This is a genomic window from Streptomyces sp. NPDC045899, assembly GCF_056431485.1.
On the sequence record NZ_JBWKKP010000006.1, the window covers coordinates 327,158 to 348,295 of the forward strand.

Sequence of the window (21,138 nt, forward strand, 5' to 3'; positions counted from 1 at the left end):
GAACACGATCATTATCGTGGCACCGCCGAAGGAGGGGTCAGAGTCTCAGGGCTCGGTCAGGTCGGCAGATATCACAGATCGCGGCCTTCCGGTCGACGCAGAGTTCGGCTGCTTGCTGGGTGGTGATGCGGGTGTGGCTGTCCTGGGCTTGCCAGCAGTCGCGGCGGTGCAGGCGTCGGGAGGGGGAGTCTTCGCTGTACTGGTGGATCTTTTGCAGCACCCACTGGCGGCCCGCCACCGCTCCCTCCGTCGGCAGCGCCGAGTAGTCCTCACCAGGAATGGGCGTGATCCGCTCGGCCTGGACGCTGATCGGGGTGGGCGCGCCGGTCGGCTTGGTGGCGCCGTCGGCTGCTTCGTGCCGGGCCGGGAGGATGGCTTCGCATTCGTACCACCAGGCACCGTCGTGTGAGCGGTGGCGGGAGGTGACGACGACGTCGAGCTCCTGGCCGTCCGGCAGCGTCGCCCGCGCCCACGGCCCGGCCTTCGACCTCCACTCATCCTCCTCGTTCACCGTTCGATTCTAGTTCGATTACTGGGGCGGGGCCTGATCAGGGGTGCGCAGCCGCTTCACTCGCTTAGATGATCGATCCCAAGGGGTGCCGGAAAGGTTTCGTCAGTCGCTTGTCGGGCGCTCTGGGGGTTGTCAGATCCTGCGTAACGCTGTCCCTGTCGACACTCTCAGGTCAAGATCCCTGTTCGGAGAATGGGCACTCGGGCGACGGAAACTTGAACCTGCAAGGAATCTCGATCAGACCGTCGGCGCGGCGCCCCCGTCCCGAGTCGTCCTCAGCCCTGGAGGGTTCGCAACCTGGAAATTACAGGCTTCGGGCTGCGGTGAGTGAAGAGGCCCCCGAAAGAGTGATACCGGGGGGAAGGTGTAGGAGGGTGCTTCATGGGGGCCGGTATTTTCCGGCCGTTGTTGATCAGGATTGGCGGTTTCGCGGCGGCCCTTAGCTGTTTGCTGGGTGTGAAGGGACCGTCCAGCCGTCGCCTCCCTGCCCAGGCATCACCGCATGGCCCTGCACCTGCGCAGCTGCGCGGGACGGCTGGACACGAGCTCCCCAGGCTCTTTGCCTGGCTGGACAAGCAAGCTGTCGGGAGTCTGCAGCAGATCAGTACGCAGATCTGCGAGGTATGCATGGTCCATCGCCGCTACGTGCTCGACGAGGACGGCACGGTTGTCGGCGAACAGAGCCCCGCAACGGGACGCGCCGCCGCTCAGGTCGTCTGCGGACGATCCCTTGTTGTCGGTGGCCACCGGAGTCCTGGCCCGGCAGGCCGGCAGCCAGTTCTGGTCGAGATGGTTCCCGGACCTGCGCGGGCCGCTGGAATCGGCGTTCGCCTCGGTGGGAGTGGAGAAGATGTTCGCCCGTCAGGCTTCCGAGGTCACCACGGCGGACGGCGTGTCCTCGTTGGCCTGGACCCTGCCGCTGCACCGGCTCCAGGCCGTCGCGCTGATCGGGATCGTCCGCACAGCCGTGATCATCGTTCTGACCGCGGTCTTTGGGATGAGGGCGAGTGAGCCGATGGAACTGCGGGGCGGCTGACCCGCCCCGCCCGAGGAGCCCGTCCCCGGTCTGACCCGCTACCGCGTCGCAAGCAAGGTCGTCAAAGGCCAACCGCTGGGCGGCACCGACGATGAGAGGGTCGTCATCGAACCGGTCTATCGCGCGATCGCACTCGCCGAGGAACTGCACGACGATGCGCACGACGGGTCCTTGCTCTTCGGCCGCTTCGCGTTCGGCGTTCGCTACAAGGGGTTCAAGAACTCGGTCAACTCTGAAGCGGGGCAAAGACGTGGGCTGGCCCCGGTTCAGCCAACCGCCCCAGATCGCTGCGCCCGTAGAGAAGGTCGTCGATGAACTCACGCCGGGCGGCTTCCTCCTCACGTACCGCCAGGCGCTGCGCCCGCTCATACCCCACGGCGAAGGCGTCGACGGCCTGTTCCACCGCGGCGAGAACACTGTCGGTCGAGCCCGGACCGCCGGGCCAGGCAGCACGCGTGGCGGCGAGGTGATCCCGCACGAGGCTGCGCAGACTGCGCCCGTCATCGGCAGCCCGCTCCCCAAGGGCACGGCGCTGGTCGAGCTCCTCCCGGGTGAGCCGCCGCCCGGTGACGGACACCTCGGCCAGGATCTCCGCGTAGCCCTCCAGATAGCGCTGCGCCGTCTCCGGCTCGGTCACTCCGCCCCCTCTTCTGATGTGCCGCTGACGCACCCTTGACGGCGTCCGGCATGCGGGAGCGTAGCCACCACTGCGGGAAGGCGGCAATCAATGGTTGAGCCCTGTCGGCCTGATGAGGCATCACCGCGCCTGATGGGATCGCACCACTGGTGGCGGGCCATCCGTTGGTCATGAACCCGCGGACACTCCGGCCCTGCCCGCTGCGCCGAGAACCCCGGCCGCCGAGCTACGGAGTTGATGGCATTGTGTCGATTGTGGAGTGTTCTTGTGACCATCGGAGGCGTTCTTCCACCTCGTCCGCCGTTGACACGTCATCCAGGACGAGAGCACGGAAATGTCTTCGCAGCGAAGCGAAGACACACCCGCGCGACGAACTGCACTCCTGACGAATGGACAAGCGCACCATGGGGCGACACCGACGAATATCCCAGCCGACCCGCACCACCCTGGGGGCAAGGGCGGCGCTGGCCGCGGGGGCACTCGTGCCGACGATCGCCTCGGCGGGGTCAGCTCACGCAGCTGCTCCGCCAGCGGCGATCTGCACCTCGGACGAGCCGGAACTCGCCGACAAGCTGGCCGAAGACATCAACTCCGCACTGGACGCCACCTCCGCGACCACTGCCATCAGCCTCCATGACCGCACCACGAACACCACCTGCACATTCGATGCGGACCGGAAGTTCGACTCCGCGAGCACGGTCAAGGTGACCGTGCTCGCCACGCTGCTGTGGGACGCGCAGAAGGATGATCGCGCCCTGACGCAGGAAGAGCAGGACCGTGCCACCGCCATGATCACGAAGTCTGACAACGATGCCACCACCGCGCTGTGGAAGCAGCTCGGGACGGGCAAGATCAACGGATTCCTGCAGGCCGCCGGAATGACCAACACCACGCTCGACAGCGAGGGTCACTGGGGCCTCACCCAGATCACCGCGAACGACGAGGAAAAGCTCCTCCAGCTGGTGACCCACGCGAACCCGGTGGTCAGCGAGGACTCCCGCGCCTACATCCTGAAACTGACAGGGGAGGTCATCCCCTCGCAGCGCTGGGGAACTCCGGCCGGTGCGCCGAGCGACGCACAGGTGCATGTGAAGAACGGCTGGCTGGAGCGGGCCACAAACGGCTGGCGTGTGCACAGCCTCGGCGCTTTCACCGGTGGCGATCACGACTACACGGTCACGGTGCTCTCGCAGGACAACGCCACCATGGACGACGGCATCGCCACCATCGAAGGCATCGCCCGGGCGGTCCACAAGAATCTCAACGCGCCCGCGTCCAGCGCTCAGCCATAGCCTGGACTCTGCCGGGGATCTTGCAGCTCCGCCGGCCTGCCGCTGACGGCCCACCAGGACTGCGACCCGGGTTATGCCGACGACACCGGGTTCACTGCCACGGGCGACATCCGGGACGCAGTTCTCTATCACGAGCACCTCGTGCTCTATCGGGAGTAGAAGCCGTCGTAGCAAAGCCTGCCGCGGTCGCCCTGGCCATCGAGGGCGGATCCGCTCCACCGTCAGCGGACGGCGAAGTCCCGAGTCAGCAGTGAGCATCACCGAGAATCGAGGACACCTTCCATTCCCATGGCAGGACAACGACTTGACGGAAAGGTCGCGCTGATCACTGGCGCGACCGGCGGCCTCGGCACGGCGCCGAGGCGCACCACATCTCCCTGAGCTACCTGCACCTCCTCTTCCAGCAGAAAGAGGAGACACCCGCCGCCGTCATCTGCCGCCGACGACTGGAACGTGCACGCCGAGACCTCACTGACCCAGCCCTGAGCAACACGCCCATCTACGCCCTTGCAGTGCAGGGGGAATTCCCCTGTGGTGCAGACTTCAGCCGGGCCTTCCGCAGAGCCTACGGAGTGGGCCCACGTGAGTTCCGCCGACGGTATGAAGAAGACCTCCCCCGACTGGTCTTCGCAAGCACACGAGGCAGAGTCGTATCGCCCCAGGCGTGCCGACGAGCGACGGTTGCCGGGTACTGACAGATGTGCTCTCCGTGCAGGCGGCGGTGAGCTGGGAATTCCCGTGCTGCATCGAGGCGGAAGGATCGGACGATGAACCGTCGTGCACCTCGGTTTGCCCCACGTCCGTCGTCCTCGGGACTGCTCAGGCTGTCACCGAAGGACGGCGCTCACGCTGTGTTCCTTGAGGATCTCCAGGAGCAGGTCGAACAGTGCAACCTCGTGCTCTCCGGAGGGCACACGCTCGCGTGGCCGCGCTCTGGCCTGGGCTGAGAAATCCCAGTGCAAGATGAACGGCGTGGTGGCATCCCAGCCGCCTCTCAGGCAGTCGTTCAGAGCGTCAAGGTTCCAGCCGGAATATCCGCCGGAGCCATTGATGGCTTCACCCATCGCGCCGTAGAAGCTGTCTCGGTCAGCGATGTGCCGACGGCCCAAGGTGAACACCTCCGCCTGCAGGGGCGTCGGCTATCCCCTGGCGTTGGTAGGGGTATCGCCGAGGTGAGCCCAGAAGGGGCCACGGGATGATCTTGCTCGATGAGTGAGCAGAGTTCCGGTGTGCGGTGGGGCAGGGTGGCCCGTGTCTTGAGCGTCGGCGGGAGGCTCGGCGCCAGGGGGGACCGAGGTTGTTGTCGTGGGATGAGGCAGCGAAGCGAGCCGCTGACGACCTGAGCGGCGGGGGCCGACGAGAACCGGCCGCCGGTCTCTCGGAGGCTGTCCCGTGATGAGGCTGCCGAACGCGCCGCCGACTACCTGGAAGGTCGGGGCCCCGGTCGGCCCGGAAGGGCCGGTGGCGCGACCTTCCTGCCCGCAGGGGCGTTGAGGGGAGACACGCAACTCCTTCCGGCCCCGCCGGAACTCGTGTGGTGACGGCCTCCTTTGCTTGACGCCCGGCGACAGGGGGCCGCCGTCGTCAGCGTGCCGCCGCGGCCTCGGCTCCGGTGCATGGCTCGGGAACCGCTCCGCTGGCATGGAGGGCGGCGAAGTCGGCGTGCGCCTGCTCGACGGCTTCGGGATATGCCTCGTGCTTGGCGTGTCCGGCCAGTGCCCGGTAGATGCTGGCGACGGAGGGGTTCTGGCCCTTGCGCCTGCCGGTGGGGATGATCAGGTCCGGCTGGATCTGCTCGACCGACTCGCCGCCCGAGCGGCGGCGGAGCGCGGTGTGGAGCATGTCGTCGGTGATGACCGGCGGCCGGCCGCCGTGCTTGCCCTTGCGGGCCGCGGTGTCGAGCCCCTCCAGCGTCGACTCGCGGATGTTCTCCCGTTCGGTCTCCGCCATCGCGGCGAAGAACGCGAACAGCAGTTTGCCCGGCCCGGTGGCGTCGTAGATGCCGGGCAGGGCCCCGGCGAGCATCTCCAGCACCAGGCCGTGATGCCGTGCCCCGCGAGCGCGTCGAGCTGGGAGTCGAGTTCCTGGCCGAGGGTCGAGCAGCGGGCGTAGCCGATGCGGATGTCCGCGCTCGGCAGGTCCGGGTCGATCGGTGCCGGGGGCGGGGTGCCCGGGCGCCACGGCTGACCCGGGCCGCGGTCGGTGGGGGTGGACACCCGCAGTGCCTTCTTCAGCCGGGGCACCATGGTGAAGCGGCGGGTGTGGTAGGCGGAGGCGACGGCGCCGCCGCGCGAGCGGCACGGTGAGCCGGGCTGTGCGTCACACTTCGGACAGGTGTGCTGTTCGACGTCGTCGGCGTCCGACCGGCCGGTTGGGGAGGGCTGCTGAGGGACTGTCATGGGCCCGGGTTTTCGCACAATGCAAGTCTCAGAAAGGGGTCCGTCCCGCTTTTTGAGTGAGAACGGGTTCTGAGAGTGAGTCCGGGATCGCGGGGGTTTCGCGGGCTGTGATCGATCTTGCTCGCGCAAAGGACTGTATGAGAAACGCCGTCCGAGACGGTCATCATGCACAGCGAAGGCGGAAGTCCCCGATCGCGCGGATCGGGGACTTCGACAAGGGCCGCCGGAGGGATCCTGTTGCGGCCCCGGGGTGCCGGTGCCGTCTACGCGGCGGAGGTGAGTTCGGCGCGGCCGAACAACAGCGCGTGGCCGGTGGGGAGCTGGTGGAGGATGCGGGTGATGAGGTCAGGGCCGGCGTGGGCGGCGACGGCCGCGAAGACGGAGCCGGTGTCCCAGCGGGTGGTGGCCAGGGAGGCGCCGGAGCGGGCGGCGAGGTCCTTGACGAAGGCCCAGCCGGTCAGCGGCTGGGTGTCGGGGATCTGTGCGGTCAGGACACGTGCGGCTTCCAGGGGCAGGCAGGCGGCAAGGTCGACGCGTTCGTCGCCGGTCAGTTGGCGTCCCAGCCCCGCGAGAACCAGGCGGACGGCTTCCTCGGCTCTCTCGCGGGTGGGGTAGGCGCCTTCGTAGCGGACCTTCTCCAGCATCTGCTCATACGCCGTCGAGTACGGCTGCTGGTGCTCAGCCGGTACGCGCACGTCGGTGATCACTGCAGTGTATGCCTTTCGTAGAACGGTGCGGGTGTGTGGCACCGAGATAGGGGTCAGGTGGGCTGGGGGCGGCCGAAGAGGAGGTCGTAGCCAGCGGGGAGCTGGAGCAGGATCTGCCCCAGCAGGTCCTCGTCGGCCGTGTCGGCGACTGTGGACAACACGGCGCTGATGTCCCAGGTCGCGGTCTGCTCGGTGGCGCCATCGATCCAGGCCGCGGTCGCCCGCACGAACCGCTCCGGGGGCAGCGGTTCGGCGCTCTGCAGCGGGTTGAGGAGGATCAGGGCGAATTCCTCCGGAAGACGGGCCGCGAGCTGGGCGCGAACCTCGCCGACCAGATGCGCGCCGAGCAGGGCGAGCACCACACGGGCCGCGCGCTCGGCTTCCTCCACAGTGCCGTACTCGCCGCGCTCCTTCACGTGGTCGAGGAACGCTTCGCGTCGCAGGGTCATCTCGCCGCCACCCCTTCTTGTTCTTCGGCCTGCCCACGGGGTGCGGAGGACGGGGGTGAGGGGGAGATCAGGTGCCCGTCCTCCCCACCTGTCCGGCCGGTGTCAGCCGGAGATCTCCCTGTGGCCGGTCCCGACGCCGATGGAGATCTTGCGGGGCTTGGCACGCTCGGCGATCGGGATGCGCAGGGTCAGCACGCCCGCGTCGTAGTCGGCCTTGATGTGCTCGGTGTCGAGGGTGTCGGCGAGCACGATCTGGCGGGAGAAGACGCCCAGCGGCCGCTCGGACAGCTCCATCTGCACGTCGTCGGCCTTCGCCACCGGCCGGCGCTCCGCCTTGACCGTCAGCATGTTCCGCTCGACGTCGATGTCGATCGCGTCCGCGCTGACGCCGGGAAGGTCGAAGGCCACCACGTACTCGTCACCCTCGCGGTAGGCGTCCATCGCCATCGCCGACGGCTTCGACCAGGTGCCCGGGCCCATCAATTGCTGCGCCAGCCGGTCCAGCTCACGGAAGGGGTCAGTGCGCATCAACATCGTGAAAACACCTCCAGCAGGTTCAGGCAGTTACTGCCAATGCGCCTCACTGACACCGTTGTAACATGTCATCCAATGGATGACAAACACGATGTCGTCTACACAATGACAACCCGAGGGAGGTGCCCGTGACCGCACCCGATGAGCCGGTCTCCACTGACGCCGACGCCCACAGCCCGGCGTCGTTCCTCGCTGCCGCAGCGGCCCTGAAAGCCATAGACGACGCCCTGCGCGACGCCCAGCACGAGACCCCCGACACCCTCGGCGTCGGGCCGGCCCCGGAGCAGGCCCTCGCCTCGCTGATGCTGCTGCGGCAGGTACGTGAGCGGCTCGCCGGATGGGAGACCGGCCTGATCGAAACGGCCCGGGACGCAGGCGCCAGCTGGGCCGACCTCGCCTCTCCCCTGGGTGTCGCCAGTCGCCAGGCCGCCGAGCGCCGCTACCTGCGCGGCCGCCCCGGTCCGGCCGGGACCACCGGCGAACAGCGCGTGACGGCCACCCGTCAGGCCCGGGCCGCCGACCGCAACACCGCCACCTGGGCCCGCCGCAATGCGGCCGACCTGCGCCGCCTCGCCGGCCAGATCACCGCCCTCACCGACCTTCCCCCCGCCGCCCGCCGCCCGCTCAATGAGCTCCACGCGGCCCTCGCCCACAACGACCCCGCCGACCTCATCGTCCCCCTGGCCGCCACCCGCCCCCACCTGGGCGCCGCCCACCCCGACCTCGCCGCCCGGCTCGACACCCTCACTCCCCCCTGACCCCGCCCGGTGCCCCGCAACAGCCCAGTCAGCCTCCGCCCCCGGGCGAACCCCCGATTGCCCTCGAAGTCCGGCGGCAGATCGTCCTCCGGGTTACGCCACCGGTTCGCCCTCGGCGCCCAGATCTCCCGCCGACGCAACGCATCCCGCCAGCTGACCAGCACGCACAGCTGGTAGAGGATGACCAGCTTCCTCGTCCGCGCCTCGTGGGTTCGCGCCGGGGCATCGCTCATGCAAGTGTGTTTGCGGCAGAACTGGACGCATCGGGCATGAAGAAAATCTGTCGCGGTCACAGTAGACATTGGCTCGTCGCAGGGTTATTTTTTCCATGTACCCAGGAAGTCGAGATGGGCACGGCAGAGATGAACTGCCGGACATGCAGGTCAAGCAGGACGCCCCATGGGGCTGCGAGCAGTACCCGCGTTATCCAGCAGTACGACCGTGTAGCCGAAGTAAAGGAGCAGACGCCATCAGGATCGCCCGGGCGAGGAAGAAGTCCGCCCGGGTACCGCAGGCCCCGGATTGGAAGGTGGTCCCCGGTCACGCATCCGCGATCCCCGCAGCCCCGCCCTCCCAGGCGGAACCTGCGGACAAAGAAGGCCGGCGCAGTTCGCCGGTAGATGGTGTTGGAAGCTCGGGGCCCGGGGGGGGGGGGGGGCCCCCCCCCCCCCCCCCCCCCCCCCCCAAAAAAGAAGGGGCTCCCCCCCCCCCTCCCCCCCCCCCCACCCCCCCCCCCCCCCCCCCACCCCCCCCCCCCGACGTGTCCCCTGAAAGAAGAGGTCTATGCCCCCTGCCAGTTCCCGTCCCGTCGACAATCTCGACGATGACGACTACCCCGCCTACACCATGGGCCGGGCCGCCGAGATGCTCGGCACCACCCCCGCCTTCCTCCGCGCCCTCGGCGAACACCTCCTGATCACTCCGCTGCGTTCCGAAGGCGGCCACCGCCGCTACTCCCGCTACCAGCTGCGCATCGCCGCCCGCGCCCGCGAACTCGTCGACCAGGGCACCCCCATCGAAGCCGCCTGCCGCATCGTCATCCTCGAAGACCAGCTCGAAGAAGCCCGGCGTATCAACGAGCACCTGCGCACACAAGGCCGCGAGTCGCAGTCGAAGAACCCAGCCTGAATCAGCACGCCGATCCGGCATGACCGGCCAGCGGACAATGCTGCCGTCACCGGCCGCGCCGCCGTAAGCACCCTCGATCAATCGTCCATGGACTTCATGATGCCGCCCCGGCCGCGGCCTTTCAGGCGGCCTGACCGAAGCCGGCCGCGGCCGGATCCGCCTCGCGCAGCGGGGGGAAGTCCACGTCCAGCTTCGCATCGTACGCCTCGGGCTGGATGCCGAGCTCGTGCGTGCTGTACTCGCCGAACCGGTTGATGTGCTCGGTCACATACGGCGAGATGTGCGCCAGGTCCTCCGGCTCGATCGTCCAGCACTCCTCCAGCAACTGACGGACGATCTCGGCGATGTCCAGGGCGTTGTGAAAGATGACCGCGTTCGTCAGCAGAGCGTTGAATTTCATCGCCTTCTCCTGCTCGACCGGGTCGTCGTCGGCGATGACGCCGCGGTTGCCGAAGCCGACCCCCTGGGAGAACCGGTTGAACGACTCGACTTTGTTCGTCGCCGCGGTAACCGCCTGCGCAGCGGCGCGTCGGAGAGGTAGCGCAGCAGTTGCACGGTACGGATCACGCGGCCGACCTCGCGGAACGCGGCGTACGTGGCGTTCTTCTTGGAGCCCGACCGCAGCCGCTTCAGCAGCGTGGAGGAGGAGATCGCCCCCTCGCGCACCGAGACGGCCACCCGCATCAGGTGCCGGAACTGTGATTCGATCAGGTGCCAGTCGATCACGTTCCTGCCCGGCTCTCCGGACTGGGCGTCGATGTGCACGTACTCGCTCTGCTTGCTGGGCCGGTAGAACGTCGAGTCCTTCCAGCTACGGATGCGGGGCATCAGGTCGAAGCCCAGCAGGTGGGCCAGCGCGAATACCGGGAAGCTCTGGCCCTGGGTGTCGGCGTGCACCGTGGTGGGCTTCACCTCGGACGTGTTCTTCAGCAGGCCCTCGATGATGTAGACCGCCTCCCACACCCCGCACGGGATGAAGTGCGTGAACAGCGCGATGTAGGTGTCGGAGATGTGGTGGTAGGCGATCCGCCCGGTTGCCGTATCTGACGTACTGCCGGGACCACAGCGTCACCGACAGCCACGCCCGTCTGTCCTCGGGGGCGAGCTCATGCCATCTACCAGTGCGGTTCAGATGACCCGTGCGGATGAGACCCACACTCGTTCCGCTCCGGCCATTCACCGCCAAGGCGCGACGACTGCCGACGTGGCCAACGATCCTCAGCAGGCCACCCTGCGAGAAGCAGCTCACGAGCTGCCTCAGCGGTTCACCCATTCCACCCTCTGGTCATGAGTGGCATGGCCTGACCTCTGTGCGTGACGGATGCCGCGACCCCGGCACGCAATCCGGGGGCGCGGCATTGTCAGGAGCCGAGGCTCCGGGACGCCCGTGAGTCAGGGTGAATGAGATGCTTCTGCTGCTTCCGCCTCACCGACGATCTTGTCGAAGGCTTCCCAGGTGGTTGCCTTGTAGGTGTTCGACTGGGCTGCCAGATCGACGTCCAGGGTGAGTGTGCTTTTGCTGATGGAGCCGTGGACAGGCCTGTCCATTCCGTCCGGTTCCGCGTCGATGGAGATGCTGTTGCCGTCCTGCCGACCGTTGAAGGGGTGGGGAGTTCGCTGCATGTCCCCGCTGTCCGAGGAGGACACACTCGTCCACGTTCCGGACAGGACCCCGTTGGGGTCGGTCCGCCACTCGAGCAAATCGAAGTAGTGCTCGCCCACGCTGTTGCGGTAGAGGGCGTAGAAGAGGAAGTGCTTGCCGGCAGATGTACTCGTGCTGGCTGACGATGCAGGCTGATTCTCGTCGGAGGAGTCTGTGTCGCTGTCCGAGCATGCAGCCGTCAACAGCGTGAGTAACACGCTGAGACAAGCGGCAACAAGAACCCGGCCATAAGGGGCTGAGGGGGCCTGTCGCCGTGGGCTCTCCGCCTCACCACTCATCAGTGTTCGTCTCCCGTCGTCCTGGGTTTCCAGCAAGGAAGCTAACAGCGGGATACCCCGCAGTGGGCGGAGTCCGCGGCACAAGCTCAGACAACCAACTCAACCCTGGAAACAGGCTCTGAGGCGCCCGGACCTGCCTGTCAGGCTGAACAAATGGACCGTGACGACGAGCAACTGCTGCGTCGCCGGGTCTACGGCACCGACGACGACCACCCGGCCCGCGGCCCGGCCGGCGCTACGCCGAACTGGTCGGCGGCCCGCTGCTCGACATCACCGGCGTCACGCCGAACGAGGTCGACACCGGCGTCGCGGCGGCCACCGAGCTGGAGCAGTTCGGCGCCGGAGGCCGGGCGATGCACGACCCGCGCTTCCGGTGACCCGGACCGCTGGGAGTGGACCGGTGACACTCCCTGGCCGGCCCCGGCCCCGGCCCCGGCCCCGGCCCCGGCCCTGGCCCACTCGCCCACCAGCCCTGCCCGGGGCATGCTGGGAGGCGTGAGCAGTGCACCGATCGTCGTACACCGGCCCTCCCTCTCGGGCGGCCGGAGAGTCACCGTGCACAGCCACGGCCAGGACAAGATTCTTGGCACCGCCTACAGCGATCACGACCTGGTCGTGTTCCTTGAGGGCTCCGGTGTCGCCGACCCCGAGGCCATCTTGGACGACCCGGAGTGGGTGGAGTGGCGCGGCGGCCACCCTCACGAGTTCCACGCCGCCTGACATCCGAGAGAGGCGATGGCGCCGGGCGCGGCGGGTGCACTTGCCGCCGGTCAGCCGATCAGCTTGTGCAGCACGGGAACGCTGCCTCCAGCGCCCACCTCCCGCGCGGCTGTTGTCGAGACGTGATCGAAGGCTCTTGGCCGCTCGGAAGGCCCTGTGCTCGACTGGCACGCATGCCTGATCAGCCCACGAAACGTGAGCGCGGTGCGGTCGGCCGTCCTTACGCCGGCGTCGTCGTGCTGGTGCTCGGTGTGCTTGCCGGGCTCCTGCCCACCGCCACGCCGCCCGCTTTCGCCGCGCCCGGCCCTACCCCCGAACTCGTCGCACCGCGGATCTATCACGTGAAGCCGCCCGGCGGCAGGAAGCGACCGGACCGCGACAAGAGGCTCCACATCAGTTACGACGGAGACCGCGGCGGGAAGCAGGGGCCCCAGACGGGGCGCCTGACGATGGACGTCAGTCACGCGAAGGACATACTGCGCCTGAAGAAGTTCGGCCACCGCTGCACCAGCACCGGTGGCCTGACCGTGGTGTGCAGAGTCGGGGCGCGCTACGACAGCTGGACGGACTGGGCCGGGGCGCTTCCCTACGCTGCCTCGGGTAGCGAACCCGGTGACACAGGGGAACTGCGCATGCGGTACCAGGCCCCGGACGGCAGCGTGTCCACCACGACGACGCGGGTGGTCGTCGGTGGACCGATCCTGGAGGTCCGTCGGCCCGAAGTCATCGACGGTGTGCGCCCCGGCGCTGACACGGAAATGGATCTGACCGTCCGCAACTCCGGCGAGACCCCGGCCCGCGGGGTCGCCCTGCAGTTCACGGTCGACAGCGAGCTGCCGCTGAAGCAGAAGTTCGCCAACTGCCGCTACAGCGGCGGCGATTCACAGCAGACCGCCTACTGCACCTTCCCCGACCTGCGCCTGCGGCCTGGACAGACCGCAGTTTTCACCCCCGGCCTGCGGATGCGGGCCCCGAAGGTCCTCAACCACGCCGATCTGCACCAGTCCGCCTGGCCAATAGACCTCGGCCCCTACGAGGACGTCCACGTGCCCACCGGGGGCAGGCCCGGCCACGGCCCGGAACTTGAGCCGCAATTGCGTTCGGGCGGCAAGGGGCAGTGGAGTGACGAGGCCGACGTGTGGACCGAGGTGCGTACAGACATCCCGGCCAACTACGCGGCTATCGGCGACCGGGTGCGGGGAGCCGCAGGCGACACGCGGGAGGTGAAGGTCGGCGCCCGCAACGACGGCCCCGGGGATCTCGGCGACGGCGGCACTTTCGACCTGGTCTTCACTCTGCCGAAGGGATCCGAGGTACTCGAGGAGCCGATGGAGGAGATCGACGAGAGCTCCTACGAACCCCTATGCCGCCGCGAGCAGGACACTTATACCTGCCCGCTGTCAGTGCATCAACCTGGCGAAGCCAAAACCCTCCCGTTCACGCTCCGGCTCGGCACAGGCGCCGCCGGCACAGTGCGGCTCAAGGAACGCAGCCCCGGCGAACACCCCGAGGATCCCGACCGATCCGACAACACAGCACGCGTCACCGTGGACCCCGCAGTACACACGGCCTCCGCCTCGCACGGTCATCCTCTCGCCTGGGCCATCGGCTCCGGCGCGGCCATCCTTGTGGCGGCCGGCGGAATGCTGCTGCTACGCCGAAGGCGCCGGAACCGCTGACAGCGCCAGCTGCGCTTCGCGCATCCGACCAGGGAGCAGGCGAGGGGTCGGTCTGCAGCGACTGCCTCAGAATGGGCAAGGAGAGGTTCGGCGAGCTGATGGGCATGGAGACCTCCCTACGTGTCCAGGACGCCACCGGCGCGGCCATACCTGAGAACGATCTCTTCTCCGGACTGCGCTGATCCGTCTGCCCGTCTGCCCGTCTGCCCGTCTGCCCGTCTGCCCGTCTGCCCGTCTGCCCGTCTGCCCGCCCGCCCGTCTGCCCGTCTGCCCGCCCGCCCGCTCGCGCCCGACCGACCGGAGAAGCGCATCGACCGCACGTGACCGAGCGGTTCACACACCAGAAGGCTTGTCCTGGCGAGTTCCGCTCCGGCAGCTCGCGTCCAGGCCTCGCCAGCGGCGCCGAGGTGTGCGCACTTCCGACCCGGACACCGCGCTCGTCCCCGAACCTCCTGGAGAGTCGCACAGGTGGGATATCTGAGGCTGCTGACTCGGAAGGTACGCGAAAGCCCGGTTCACCAGCCCGGCGGTCTGCTTCCGATCAGGACGGGCCGCGGTGGAAGCGACACGAAGCTGGTGGCTCCGATGTCCGACACGCCGTGCGGCAACGGGAGAAGCAGCAGGTCACAAGAGAAGGGAGCCAGCCTTTTGCTGTGCGTTCAGCCGGTAGCGTCTGGCTTCGTGGTTGCTGAGGCAACACTCCTCGTTTGCGGCCGACACTGTCCGAGGCCGAACATCTCCAGCTCAGGACCGTCCTGGCCCTCTACCCCGAGCTCGAGGCCCTGACCCCGGCACATCCGCCGCTCGTTCGGGTCCTGGGCGCTCGTGACCTCGAACTACGAGCACCGGGTACGCGGACGTTTCGAGCGGACGGGGTTGCCGGTGCCGGGCGTCATCGTGGATGCGGCTGCTGTTGAGGAGGGCAAGCCTTCTGCTGTTCCGTATCTGCGGGCCGCTGCGCGGCTGGGTGCCGAGCCGGGAGACTGCCTGGTCATCGAGGACGCACCGTCTGGAGCGGCGTCCGGCCTGCGAGCCGGGATGGAGGTGTGGGGAGTGAACGCCGCTGTCGCGGTGGAGGGCGTGCACCGCCACTTCGAAAGCCTGCGTGAGGCGGTTCCGCACATCCTCGCCTTCGCGTCCGGACCACACCGGAGCCCGGCAGCGTGTCGCGGTCGGCCGATAGGGTGATTCCCGCAGCCTGCTCTCCCAGAGGATCTCTTCAGCATGGACTACCTGGACGGCACGGGGCGCCGCCGACTGCTCGGCTCGGCACTCGCGCTGGCCACCGCCGGGTGGCTGACATCGTGCACCGCAAACGAATCGGGCCGGGCCGGCGGATCCAAGCGCGATGGCTCCCAAAGGGCTGAGGACCCGGTGGCGTACTTGCGCACTTCGTGGTCGACCGATCCCTTCGCCCGCTGCTCCTACTCTTACCTCGCGCCCAGCACCCTGGGGACCAGGGCGCGCACTCAGCTGGCCGCGCCAGTGGCCGGCCGGTTGTACTTCGCCGGCGAAGCGACGTCCTCCACAGCACCCTCCACCGCACACGGCGCCCTGGAGAGCGGACGCCGCGCGGCCTCCGAAGTGATCAACGACGCTGAGGGTGGGGAGCACATCGTGGTCATCGGTTCAGGGTTCGCCGGACTCGGCTGTGCCCGCGCCCTTTCCGAGGAAAGTCTTCGGGTGACGGTCCTTGAAGGCCGTGACCGGGTCGGCGGCCGCGTCTGGACGCGACATATCGCAGGAGTACCGGCCGAGATGGGCGCCTCGTGGATTCACGGTTCCTCAGGCAACGTGATGACCAAGGTGCTCAAAGAGACCGGCGACCCCGGCTACGCGTTCGACTACGACAACTCCAGGGGCGAGGACAGGAACGCGATGCGGGAACTCGCCCGCTATGAGAAGAGGCTGGACAACGTCGAAGACCCGGACACGGCCACCGTCGCCTCGGTGATGCCGCGTCGGCCATCGGCCGCATTGCGCAACGCACTGAACATCAACTATCCCCTGGAATTCGCAGCCGAGCCCCACCAGCTTTCGGTGACCGCAACCCTCGAAGGGCGAGAACTCAAGGGTCCTGACCTGCTGCTCCCGAGGGGCTACGATCGGCTGCTCGCCGAGGTCCGGGGCGACATCCCAGTCCGTACGCACCAGGTCGTCACCGGCGTACGGTACGGCGGGGACGGGGTCACGGTCACCTTGAAGGACGGCGACACGGTGCGCGCCGACCGCGCTGTGATCACAGTCCCGATCGGCGTGCTCAAGACCGGGACCATCGACTTCGATCCAGAACTGCCGAACGCCAAACAAGAAGCCATCAAGGCGCTGGGAGCCGGCCTTCTGGACAAGCTGTGGCTCGCATTCTCCGAGCCCTTCTGGGACAAGGACGTCGACGTCATCGAATGGCTCGACCCGGACAACCCTGGGCTGTGGTCCTGGTGGGTCAACGGATACAAAGCCTTCGGCAAACCCGTCCTGCTCGGCTTCAATGGCGGCGACCACGCCCATGAACTCGCCGAGGCACCCGACGATGAGATCGTCGACAGCGCGATGAGAGCACTGCGCCGCATGCACCCCTGAGCGGCCCGCGCCGCCGAATCCCAGCGTGGCATCCCCGGCCCGGCGAGTGAGGCCGTAGACCTCGGTGCCGATGTGGTGGCCTGGGACGAGTCCGGAGCCAAGGTCGTCGTCCAGGGCAAGCAGTACGCCCAACCCGGTCGGATCCAAAGAGGTCCGGACGTTCAATGGCACCGCTTCAATGGCACCGCTTCGAGAAGGCCCGGCGATATCTGCAGCGCTGCGACCTCCCGCCCTCGACCCGCTCGTAGCGGTTGTTCTCCGGCCGGAGCGGCGGCCTGCGGCGCGTCAGGGGGACAGCCGCGCGGATGACATCGGGGGTGCGCCGGGTGATGTTGAGTTCCCGGTACACGGCCGACAGGTGTACCTCGGCGGTCTTCGTGGTGTCGTACAACTGCTGCGCGATCCGGCGTCAGCTGCGAGTGGCGCGGCCGGGAACCGACGGCGCGCGGTTCGGTGCGGGCGCGTTCTGCCAAGGGGGGTGCTGCCGCACCGGAAGGCGAAGTCAAGGCCCTGCGCCAGGAAAGGGCGCGCTGTGGCACGGCGTTGGGGCGGCGCAGCGCGGATCCCAGGTCGGTCAGGGCCTTGGCGTGCTCGAGGCGCGCGGGGCAGGAGCGTAGGGTTTCCACGGCCTGGTGCTTCTCTGCACTTCGTCAAGTCAGGTGAAGGGCGCCGGGCAGGGGATGCGGAACCTCAGGGCGACGTGGCTGCGTTCTGCGCTGCGGCGATCTTGTCGAGGAGACGCATGAGCAGATCGGCGAGCAGCACGACTTCCGCGGCCTCGGTGGGGTCTGCGAAGTCGACGCGGCGATGGCTCGCTCGCGGGGTTCTTGACGGTCCCGAAGGCGCCCTTGAACAGCTCCGTGAGGGCAACAGCTTCCCCGGGGTCTGCGGTTGGGTCCCAGAGCGGCCCTCCGTGATCGTTCGGATCATTCGCATTCTTGGGAGGTCGGAAGGCGTCGGTCATGAGGGTCTTCCCGATAACGCTGTTGGACAGTCCCGCCAGCTCTCGGACGCGGACCTCGACTTTCTTCATGGCCATGAAGGCGGCGGCTTCGAAGTCGCCGCGGAGGAATTGCGGGCGGGCCTTGGCTTCGAGCACGGGGACCAGCTGGATGTCGAGGCGCTGGACGGCCTGGACCCAGAGCAGTCCATGGTCGAGGGCTTGGTGGCCTTGTCGGCTGATGACGAAGGCGCCCACGGAGTCCTGGTCTGGGTTCCAGACGATTCAGGTCCAAGCTGTCCCGGCGGCAGAAGGCCGTCAACCGCGCCCACGCGAAGATCCGCGCTCGCGGCGAACGGGCCATCACTACCCTCAAAACCTGGAGAATCCTGGTCAAGCTGCGCTGCTGCCCGCGCCGAGCCACCGCAATCGTGCGGGCCATCCTCGTCCTGCACCACGTCGAGTCACCGCGTTACGAAGGATGAAACGGATCACTGGACGCCGGCTCGTCTGCGATCGATGTGCCGGCGCGGTCGCCGGTGCCCGGCAGGTCCTTGGCGAGCCGGCCTGCGAGGCGCTCACCGGGCATCGACCGGGTGAGGACGCAGAGTGTGAGCAGAGCGAGCGCCGGCAGCACGGCGACGATGATTCCCATCGGCAAGGCGTCGGTGGCGCCACCCGCGCCGGCCAGCGGAGCAAGTGCCCCGCCGATCATGAACTGGCTGAAGCCGAGCAGTGCGGCGGCCGACCCGGCGTGTTCGCCGTGGTCGGCCAGGGCCTGGGCCGCGGCGTTCGGCATGACGAGGCCCACGCTGGAGACCAGGACGAACAGGCCGATCAGGAGCGCGGGCAGGGGTGCCCGTGTCAGCACCGCGGCCAGAACCGTGGTGCCACCGGCTGTCGCGCCCAGCAGACCGGCGAGCAGCAGCACGCGGGCGCCGGCCCGGGCCACCAGCCGGCCGCTGATCTGGGCGGCCGCAATGAGTCCGGCGGCGTTGACGGCGAACACGGCGCTGTACTGCTGCGGTGACAGGCCGTGGATTTCCTGCAGGACGAACGGCGAGCCGGAGATGTAGGCGAACATCGCCGCGAAGACCAGGCCGTTGGCCAGGACGTACCCGGTGAAGACCCGGTCGCTGAGCAGCTGCCCGACGACAGCCGGCAGCGGCTGGCGTGACGCGGAGGACCGGGTCTCCGGCAGTCCTGCGGCGGAGGCCGCCAGCATCACGGCGCCGAGTACGGCCAGGGCCACGAAGATTCCAGGCCAGGCCGTGACGCGCAGTAGCTGGCCGCCGAGGACCGGCGCGAACACCGGCGCCAGGCCGGTGATCAAGGTCAGTGCGGAGAAGAGACGTGCGGTGCGGGTTCCGGAGGTGCGGTCGCGGACCATGGCGTTGGCGATGACGATGCCGAACGCCCCGCCGATGCCCTGGACCAGGCGTAGGCCGACGAAGGTCCGGACGTCGGGCGCCACCGCGCAGAGCGCGCTGGCGATCGTGTAGAGGGCGAGGCCCGCCAGCAACGGACGCCGCCGGCCGTAGGTGTCGCTCAGCGGCCCGGCGATCAGCTGCCCGATGGCCAGCCCGGCCAGGCAGGCGGTGATGGTGAGCTGGGTGGCCGCGGCGCTGGCGCGCAGGTCGCCGGCGAGGGCCGGCAGTCCGGGCAGGTAGCCGTCGATGGACAGTGGTCCCAGGGCCACGAGCGCTGCGAGCAGGACGATGAATCGGGTTTGCCGGCTGGCGGCGTCGTTGCTCATGGCTCAGTACGCCACGGTGATGCGGCGGCGGATCGCGGTGCCGCTCTCGATCGTGTCGGCCAAGGCGATCGCGTAGTCGGCGTACGAGATGCGGCTGTTGCCGTCGTCGTCGGTGAGCAGGGTGTCCCCGGCGCTGCGGTAGGCCCCGGTCCGCTCGCCCGCTCCGATGACTGCGGCGGGCGACACGTACGTCCAGTCGAGGTCGTGCACGCCGCGGTAGAGGTCGAGCGCTTCGGACTGGGCCTCGGCGTTGGCCTTCCACAGCGCGGGGAAGTCCGGGTCGTCCATGACCCGGCCGCCGGTCGGCGTGCGTAGGCTACCGGCACCGCCGATGGTGACCAGGCGGGTGACGCCGGCTCGGCGGAGTCCGTCGATCAGCGCACGGGCGGCACCGACGATCGTGGCGCGGTCGTTCTCCTGGCCGATCCGGGGGCCGACGGCCGACAGTACGGCGTCGTGGGAGGCGGCGAGGCCGGCGACCGCCGCGGGGTCGGTGACGTCACCGGTGGTCACGGTCAGGGCCTTGTGCTCGAGTCCGTCGATGTGGCCGGCTCGGGTGACCGCGGTGACGGTGTGGCCGCGACGCAGTAGTTCCTCGGTGGCGGGCCTACCGATGTTGCCGCTGGCACCGAACAGGACGATCTTCATGTGTTGCTCCTTGTTTCTGATGGTCAGAGGACGGGCTGGCCGTCGGCGATGATGGCCGCGGTGATGCCGCGCTCGTCGGCGGCGTGCTGGAAGCGCTGCTCGATGTCGGGTTGTTCGGTGTAGAACGGCGGGTTGTGGAACAGGCCGTAGTGCATGGCGCAGACGGTGCCGGCGCCGAGTGCGACGGTGGCCTCGACGCCCTGCTCAGGGGTCATGGTCGCCGGGACGTTGGCCGCGTAGCCCTTGAAGTGGGCGATGACGCCGTTGACCGGGACGAACGCGACGTCGAACGGGCCGTGGTCGCGGGCGATCTGCCACCAGCTGCCGTGCCACTGGGTGTCCTGATGCGGCGCGACTGGCCCAGGTCCTGGGCGACGGGGGTGATGCCCGCCTCGCGCAGCGCCGCCGCGCTGGGGGTGTGGCAGCCGATCGTGCCGGTGGCCGCGGTCCGGGCGATCAGGTCGTGGTCGTAGTGGTCGGGGTGCAGGTGGGTGATGAGGGCGTGGGTGCCGGGCGGGGTGTCGACCGGGTCGACCGGCCAGTGCGGCGGCCCCATCACCGGCGCCAGCGGAGCGATGTTTTCGAGCGGGTCGATCAGCAGGCGGGTGTCGCCGAGACGGATCTCGACGCCGGCCCAGGCCAGCCGACGCACGGAAAGGGTGGGGGTCATGGGCAGCGACGCTAGACCGGCGTTGTTGAGAAAGTCAACAAGAGAGTTTTGAATCTCAACGTCACGAGGTAAGGTGGTGGCATGCGCACCTACGGGCAGTACTGCGGCATCGCGAAAGCACTGGACACCATCGGCGACCGGTGGACCCTGCTGATCGTCCGTGAACTGCTCGCCCTGGGTCCGTGCCGGCACACCGACCTGCGCAACGGGCTGCCCGGGATCGCCAGCAACCTGCTGGTCGACCGGCTCCGCGAACTCGAGGAAGCCGGCCTGATCCACCGCGAGGCCGCCCCGCCGCCGGTGGCCACCACCCTGTTCTCCCTCACCGAGCGTGGCCGCGCGCTGGAGCCGGTGCTGCAGGAGCTGAGCCGGTGGGGCGTGCCGCTGTTGCGTGAGCCGGGCGGCAACGACACCTTCCGCACCCACTGGCTGGACATGCCCGCCCGGGCGCTGACCGACCACCGCCCCGACCAGCCGGCAATCGCCCTGCAACTGCACGCCGACGGCAACGAAGACCTGGTCATCGAAGTCAAGGACGGCTCGGTGCACACACACGCCGGCCGGGTCGACCACCCCACCGCGTCACTGACCGGACCGCCGCACCTGCTGGCCGCCACCCTGCTCGGCGACCTCGATCTGAGCGCCGCAGTACAACAAGGCCTGCGGCTCAGCGGCGAACACGAGGCAGTAAAGCGCATCCTGCCCCGCTGAACGACCGGCCGCTCGCGAGACTGCGACCTCAAGCTCTACCGA

23 protein-coding genes and 7 pseudogenes are annotated in these 21,138 nt (G+C 68.5%); 13 read left to right on the top strand and 17 right to left on the bottom strand.

The window, feature by feature from the left end:
- Positions 1-37 precede the first annotated feature (37 nt).
- Positions 38-511, bottom strand: a complete 474-nt coding sequence (locus AC07FT_RS12260) for a DUF6233 domain-containing protein (RefSeq protein WP_479176132.1) — start codon at positions 509-511, stop codon at positions 38-40.
- Between the two features lie 739 nt (positions 512-1,250).
- On the opposite strand from AC07FT_RS12260, the gene AC07FT_RS12265 reads away from it, so the two are divergent.
- Positions 1,251-1,547: a hypothetical protein gene (locus AC07FT_RS12265; RefSeq protein ID WP_479176134.1), complete on the top strand. Its 297-nt coding sequence runs from the start codon at positions 1,251-1,253 to the stop codon at positions 1,545-1,547.
- A 265-nt stretch (positions 1,548-1,812) separates the two neighbouring features.
- Here the strand turns inward: AC07FT_RS12265 and AC07FT_RS12270 are convergent.
- Positions 1,813-2,184, bottom strand: a pseudogene (locus AC07FT_RS12270) (PucR family transcriptional regulator); the annotation flags it as partial.
- Between the two features lie 404 nt (positions 2,185-2,588).
- Here AC07FT_RS12270 and AC07FT_RS12275 point away from each other — a divergent pair.
- From AC07FT_RS12275 to AC07FT_RS12285, 3 genes and pseudogenes are all read left to right on the top strand, one after another.
- Positions 2,589-3,476 (top strand): serine hydrolase, encoded by an 888-nt coding sequence (locus AC07FT_RS12275; protein ID WP_479176232.1) that lies wholly within the window; start codon positions 2,589-2,591, stop codon positions 3,474-3,476.
- 72 nt (positions 3,477-3,548) lie between these two features.
- Positions 3,549-3,635, top strand: a pseudogene (locus AC07FT_RS12280) (Atu4866 domain-containing protein); the annotation flags it as partial.
- Positions 3,636-3,862: 227 nt separating this feature from the next.
- On the top strand, positions 3,863-4,171 hold the full coding sequence (locus AC07FT_RS12285) for a helix-turn-helix domain-containing protein (protein WP_479176234.1): 309 nt from the start codon (positions 3,863-3,865) through the stop codon (positions 4,169-4,171).
- A 132-nt stretch (positions 4,172-4,303) separates the two neighbouring features.
- On the opposite strand, the gene AC07FT_RS12290 is transcribed toward AC07FT_RS12285, so the two are convergent.
- The 6 genes and pseudogenes from AC07FT_RS12290 to AC07FT_RS12315 form a co-directional block, all read right to left on the bottom strand.
- Complete coding sequence (locus tag AC07FT_RS12290) at positions 4,304-4,585, bottom strand: barstar family protein (protein ID WP_479176136.1); 282 nt, start codon at positions 4,583-4,585, stop codon at positions 4,304-4,306.
- A gap of 475 nt (positions 4,586-5,060) precedes the next feature.
- Positions 5,061-5,501, bottom strand: a complete 441-nt coding sequence (locus tag AC07FT_RS12295) for a recombinase family protein (RefSeq protein ID WP_479176236.1) — start codon at positions 5,499-5,501, stop codon at positions 5,061-5,063.
- A 242-nt stretch (positions 5,502-5,743) separates the two neighbouring features.
- Positions 5,744-5,875: pseudogene (locus AC07FT_RS12300) on the bottom strand (zinc finger domain-containing protein); the annotation flags it as partial.
- A gap of 263 nt (positions 5,876-6,138) precedes the next feature.
- Positions 6,139-6,582: a DUF2267 domain-containing protein gene (locus tag AC07FT_RS12305; RefSeq protein ID WP_361976484.1), complete on the bottom strand. Its 444-nt coding sequence runs from the start codon at positions 6,580-6,582 to the stop codon at positions 6,139-6,141.
- Between the two features lie 53 nt (positions 6,583-6,635).
- The gene (locus tag AC07FT_RS12310) at positions 6,636-7,031 is read right to left on the bottom strand and encodes a DUF2267 domain-containing protein (RefSeq protein ID WP_479176138.1); all 396 of its coding nucleotides are present in this window, start codon (positions 7,029-7,031) and stop codon (positions 6,636-6,638) included.
- A 102-nt stretch (positions 7,032-7,133) separates the two neighbouring features.
- Positions 7,134-7,565: an Hsp20/alpha crystallin family protein gene (locus AC07FT_RS12315; RefSeq protein ID WP_479176140.1), complete on the bottom strand. Its 432-nt coding sequence runs from the start codon at positions 7,563-7,565 to the stop codon at positions 7,134-7,136.
- Positions 7,566-7,693: 128 nt separating this feature from the next.
- Here AC07FT_RS12315 and AC07FT_RS12320 point away from each other — a divergent pair, with 128 nt between their 5' ends.
- The gene (locus tag AC07FT_RS12320; protein WP_479176142.1) at positions 7,694-8,323 is read left to right on the top strand and encodes a type III effector protein; all 630 of its coding nucleotides are present in this window, start codon (positions 7,694-7,696) and stop codon (positions 8,321-8,323) included.
- Between the two features lie 783 nt (positions 8,324-9,106).
- The gene (locus AC07FT_RS12325) at positions 9,107-9,451 is read left to right on the top strand and encodes a helix-turn-helix domain-containing protein (protein WP_479176144.1); all 345 of its coding nucleotides are present in this window, start codon (positions 9,107-9,109) and stop codon (positions 9,449-9,451) included.
- Positions 9,452-9,572: 121 nt separating this feature from the next.
- Here AC07FT_RS12325 and AC07FT_RS12330 read toward each other — a convergent pair.
- The 3 genes and pseudogenes from AC07FT_RS12330 to AC07FT_RS12340 form a co-directional block, all read right to left on the bottom strand.
- Positions 9,573-10,477: pseudogene (locus AC07FT_RS12330) on the bottom strand (Tn3 family transposase).
- A 366-nt stretch (positions 10,478-10,843) separates the two neighbouring features.
- Positions 10,844-11,173, bottom strand: a complete 330-nt coding sequence (locus tag AC07FT_RS12335) for a hypothetical protein (RefSeq protein WP_479176146.1) — start codon at positions 11,171-11,173, stop codon at positions 10,844-10,846.
- Between the two features lie 410 nt (positions 11,174-11,583).
- Positions 11,584-11,877: a hypothetical protein gene (locus tag AC07FT_RS12340; protein ID WP_479176148.1), complete on the bottom strand. Its 294-nt coding sequence runs from the start codon at positions 11,875-11,877 to the stop codon at positions 11,584-11,586.
- A gap of 10 nt (positions 11,878-11,887) precedes the next feature.
- Between AC07FT_RS12340 and AC07FT_RS12345 the strand changes: the two genes are divergently transcribed.
- The 5 genes and pseudogenes from AC07FT_RS12345 to AC07FT_RS12365 all read left to right on the top strand — a co-directional run bounded on the left by AC07FT_RS12345 (position 11,888) and on the right by AC07FT_RS12365 (position 16,371).
- Positions 11,888-12,112, top strand: coding sequence for a hypothetical protein (locus AC07FT_RS12345; protein ID WP_471206471.1), 225 nt, complete (start codon positions 11,888-11,890; stop codon positions 12,110-12,112).
- A gap of 173 nt (positions 12,113-12,285) precedes the next feature.
- A complete protein-coding gene (locus AC07FT_RS12350) occupies positions 12,286-13,791 on the top strand; it encodes a hypothetical protein (RefSeq protein WP_479176150.1) in 1,506 nt (501 codons plus the stop codon).
- A 65-nt stretch (positions 13,792-13,856) separates the two neighbouring features.
- A pseudogene (locus AC07FT_RS12355) lies at positions 13,857-13,973 on the top strand (PIG-L family deacetylase); the annotation flags it as partial.
- Positions 13,974-14,601: 628 nt separating this feature from the next.
- Positions 14,602-14,979 (top strand): annotated as a pseudogene (locus AC07FT_RS12360) (HAD family hydrolase); the annotation flags it as partial.
- Positions 14,980-15,015: 36 nt separating this feature from the next.
- Positions 15,016-16,371 (top strand): flavin monoamine oxidase family protein, encoded by a 1,356-nt coding sequence (locus AC07FT_RS12365; protein WP_479176152.1) that lies wholly within the window; start codon positions 15,016-15,018, stop codon positions 16,369-16,371.
- A gap of 175 nt (positions 16,372-16,546) precedes the next feature.
- On the opposite strand, the gene AC07FT_RS12370 is transcribed toward AC07FT_RS12365, so the two are convergent.
- Together AC07FT_RS12370 and AC07FT_RS12375 are read right to left on the bottom strand one after the other, a co-directional pair.
- A complete protein-coding gene (locus AC07FT_RS12370; RefSeq protein WP_479176154.1) occupies positions 16,547-16,762 on the bottom strand; it encodes a hypothetical protein in 216 nt (71 codons plus the stop codon).
- 264 nt (positions 16,763-17,026) lie between these two features.
- A complete protein-coding gene (locus tag AC07FT_RS12375) occupies positions 17,027-17,569 on the bottom strand; it encodes a TIGR02391 family protein (protein ID WP_479176156.1) in 543 nt (180 codons plus the stop codon).
- A 23-nt stretch (positions 17,570-17,592) separates the two neighbouring features.
- Here AC07FT_RS12375 and AC07FT_RS12380 point away from each other — a divergent pair.
- Positions 17,593-17,796, top strand: a pseudogene (locus tag AC07FT_RS12380) (transposase family protein); the annotation flags it as partial.
- Here the strand turns inward: AC07FT_RS12380 and AC07FT_RS12385 are convergent.
- The 4 genes from AC07FT_RS12385 to AC07FT_RS12400 are packed head-to-tail and all read right to left on the bottom strand — an operon-like array spanning position 17,784 to position 20,385.
- Entirely contained in the window at positions 17,784-19,067 is a 1,284-nt protein-coding gene (locus AC07FT_RS12385; RefSeq protein WP_479176158.1) for a multidrug effflux MFS transporter, read from the bottom strand. The pseudogene AC07FT_RS12380 and the gene AC07FT_RS12385 sit on opposite strands and share 13 nt — an antisense overlap.
- Before the next feature lie 3 nt (positions 19,068-19,070).
- Positions 19,071-19,715: an NAD(P)-dependent oxidoreductase gene (locus AC07FT_RS12390; RefSeq protein WP_479176160.1), complete on the bottom strand. Its 645-nt coding sequence runs from the start codon at positions 19,713-19,715 to the stop codon at positions 19,071-19,073.
- A gap of 23 nt (positions 19,716-19,738) precedes the next feature.
- Positions 19,739-19,930 (bottom strand): hypothetical protein, encoded by a 192-nt coding sequence (locus AC07FT_RS12395; protein ID WP_479176162.1) that lies wholly within the window; start codon positions 19,928-19,930, stop codon positions 19,739-19,741.
- A complete protein-coding gene (locus AC07FT_RS12400; protein WP_479176164.1) occupies positions 19,927-20,385 on the bottom strand; it encodes an MBL fold metallo-hydrolase in 459 nt (152 codons plus the stop codon). Before AC07FT_RS12400 ends, AC07FT_RS12395 begins: the two co-directional genes overlap by 4 nt.
- A gap of 81 nt (positions 20,386-20,466) precedes the next feature.
- Here AC07FT_RS12400 and AC07FT_RS12405 point away from each other — a divergent pair, with 81 nt between their 5' ends.
- Positions 20,467-21,096: a winged helix-turn-helix transcriptional regulator gene (locus AC07FT_RS12405; protein ID WP_479176166.1), complete on the top strand. Its 630-nt coding sequence runs from the start codon at positions 20,467-20,469 to the stop codon at positions 21,094-21,096.
- Positions 21,097-21,138: the final 42 nt, after the last annotated feature.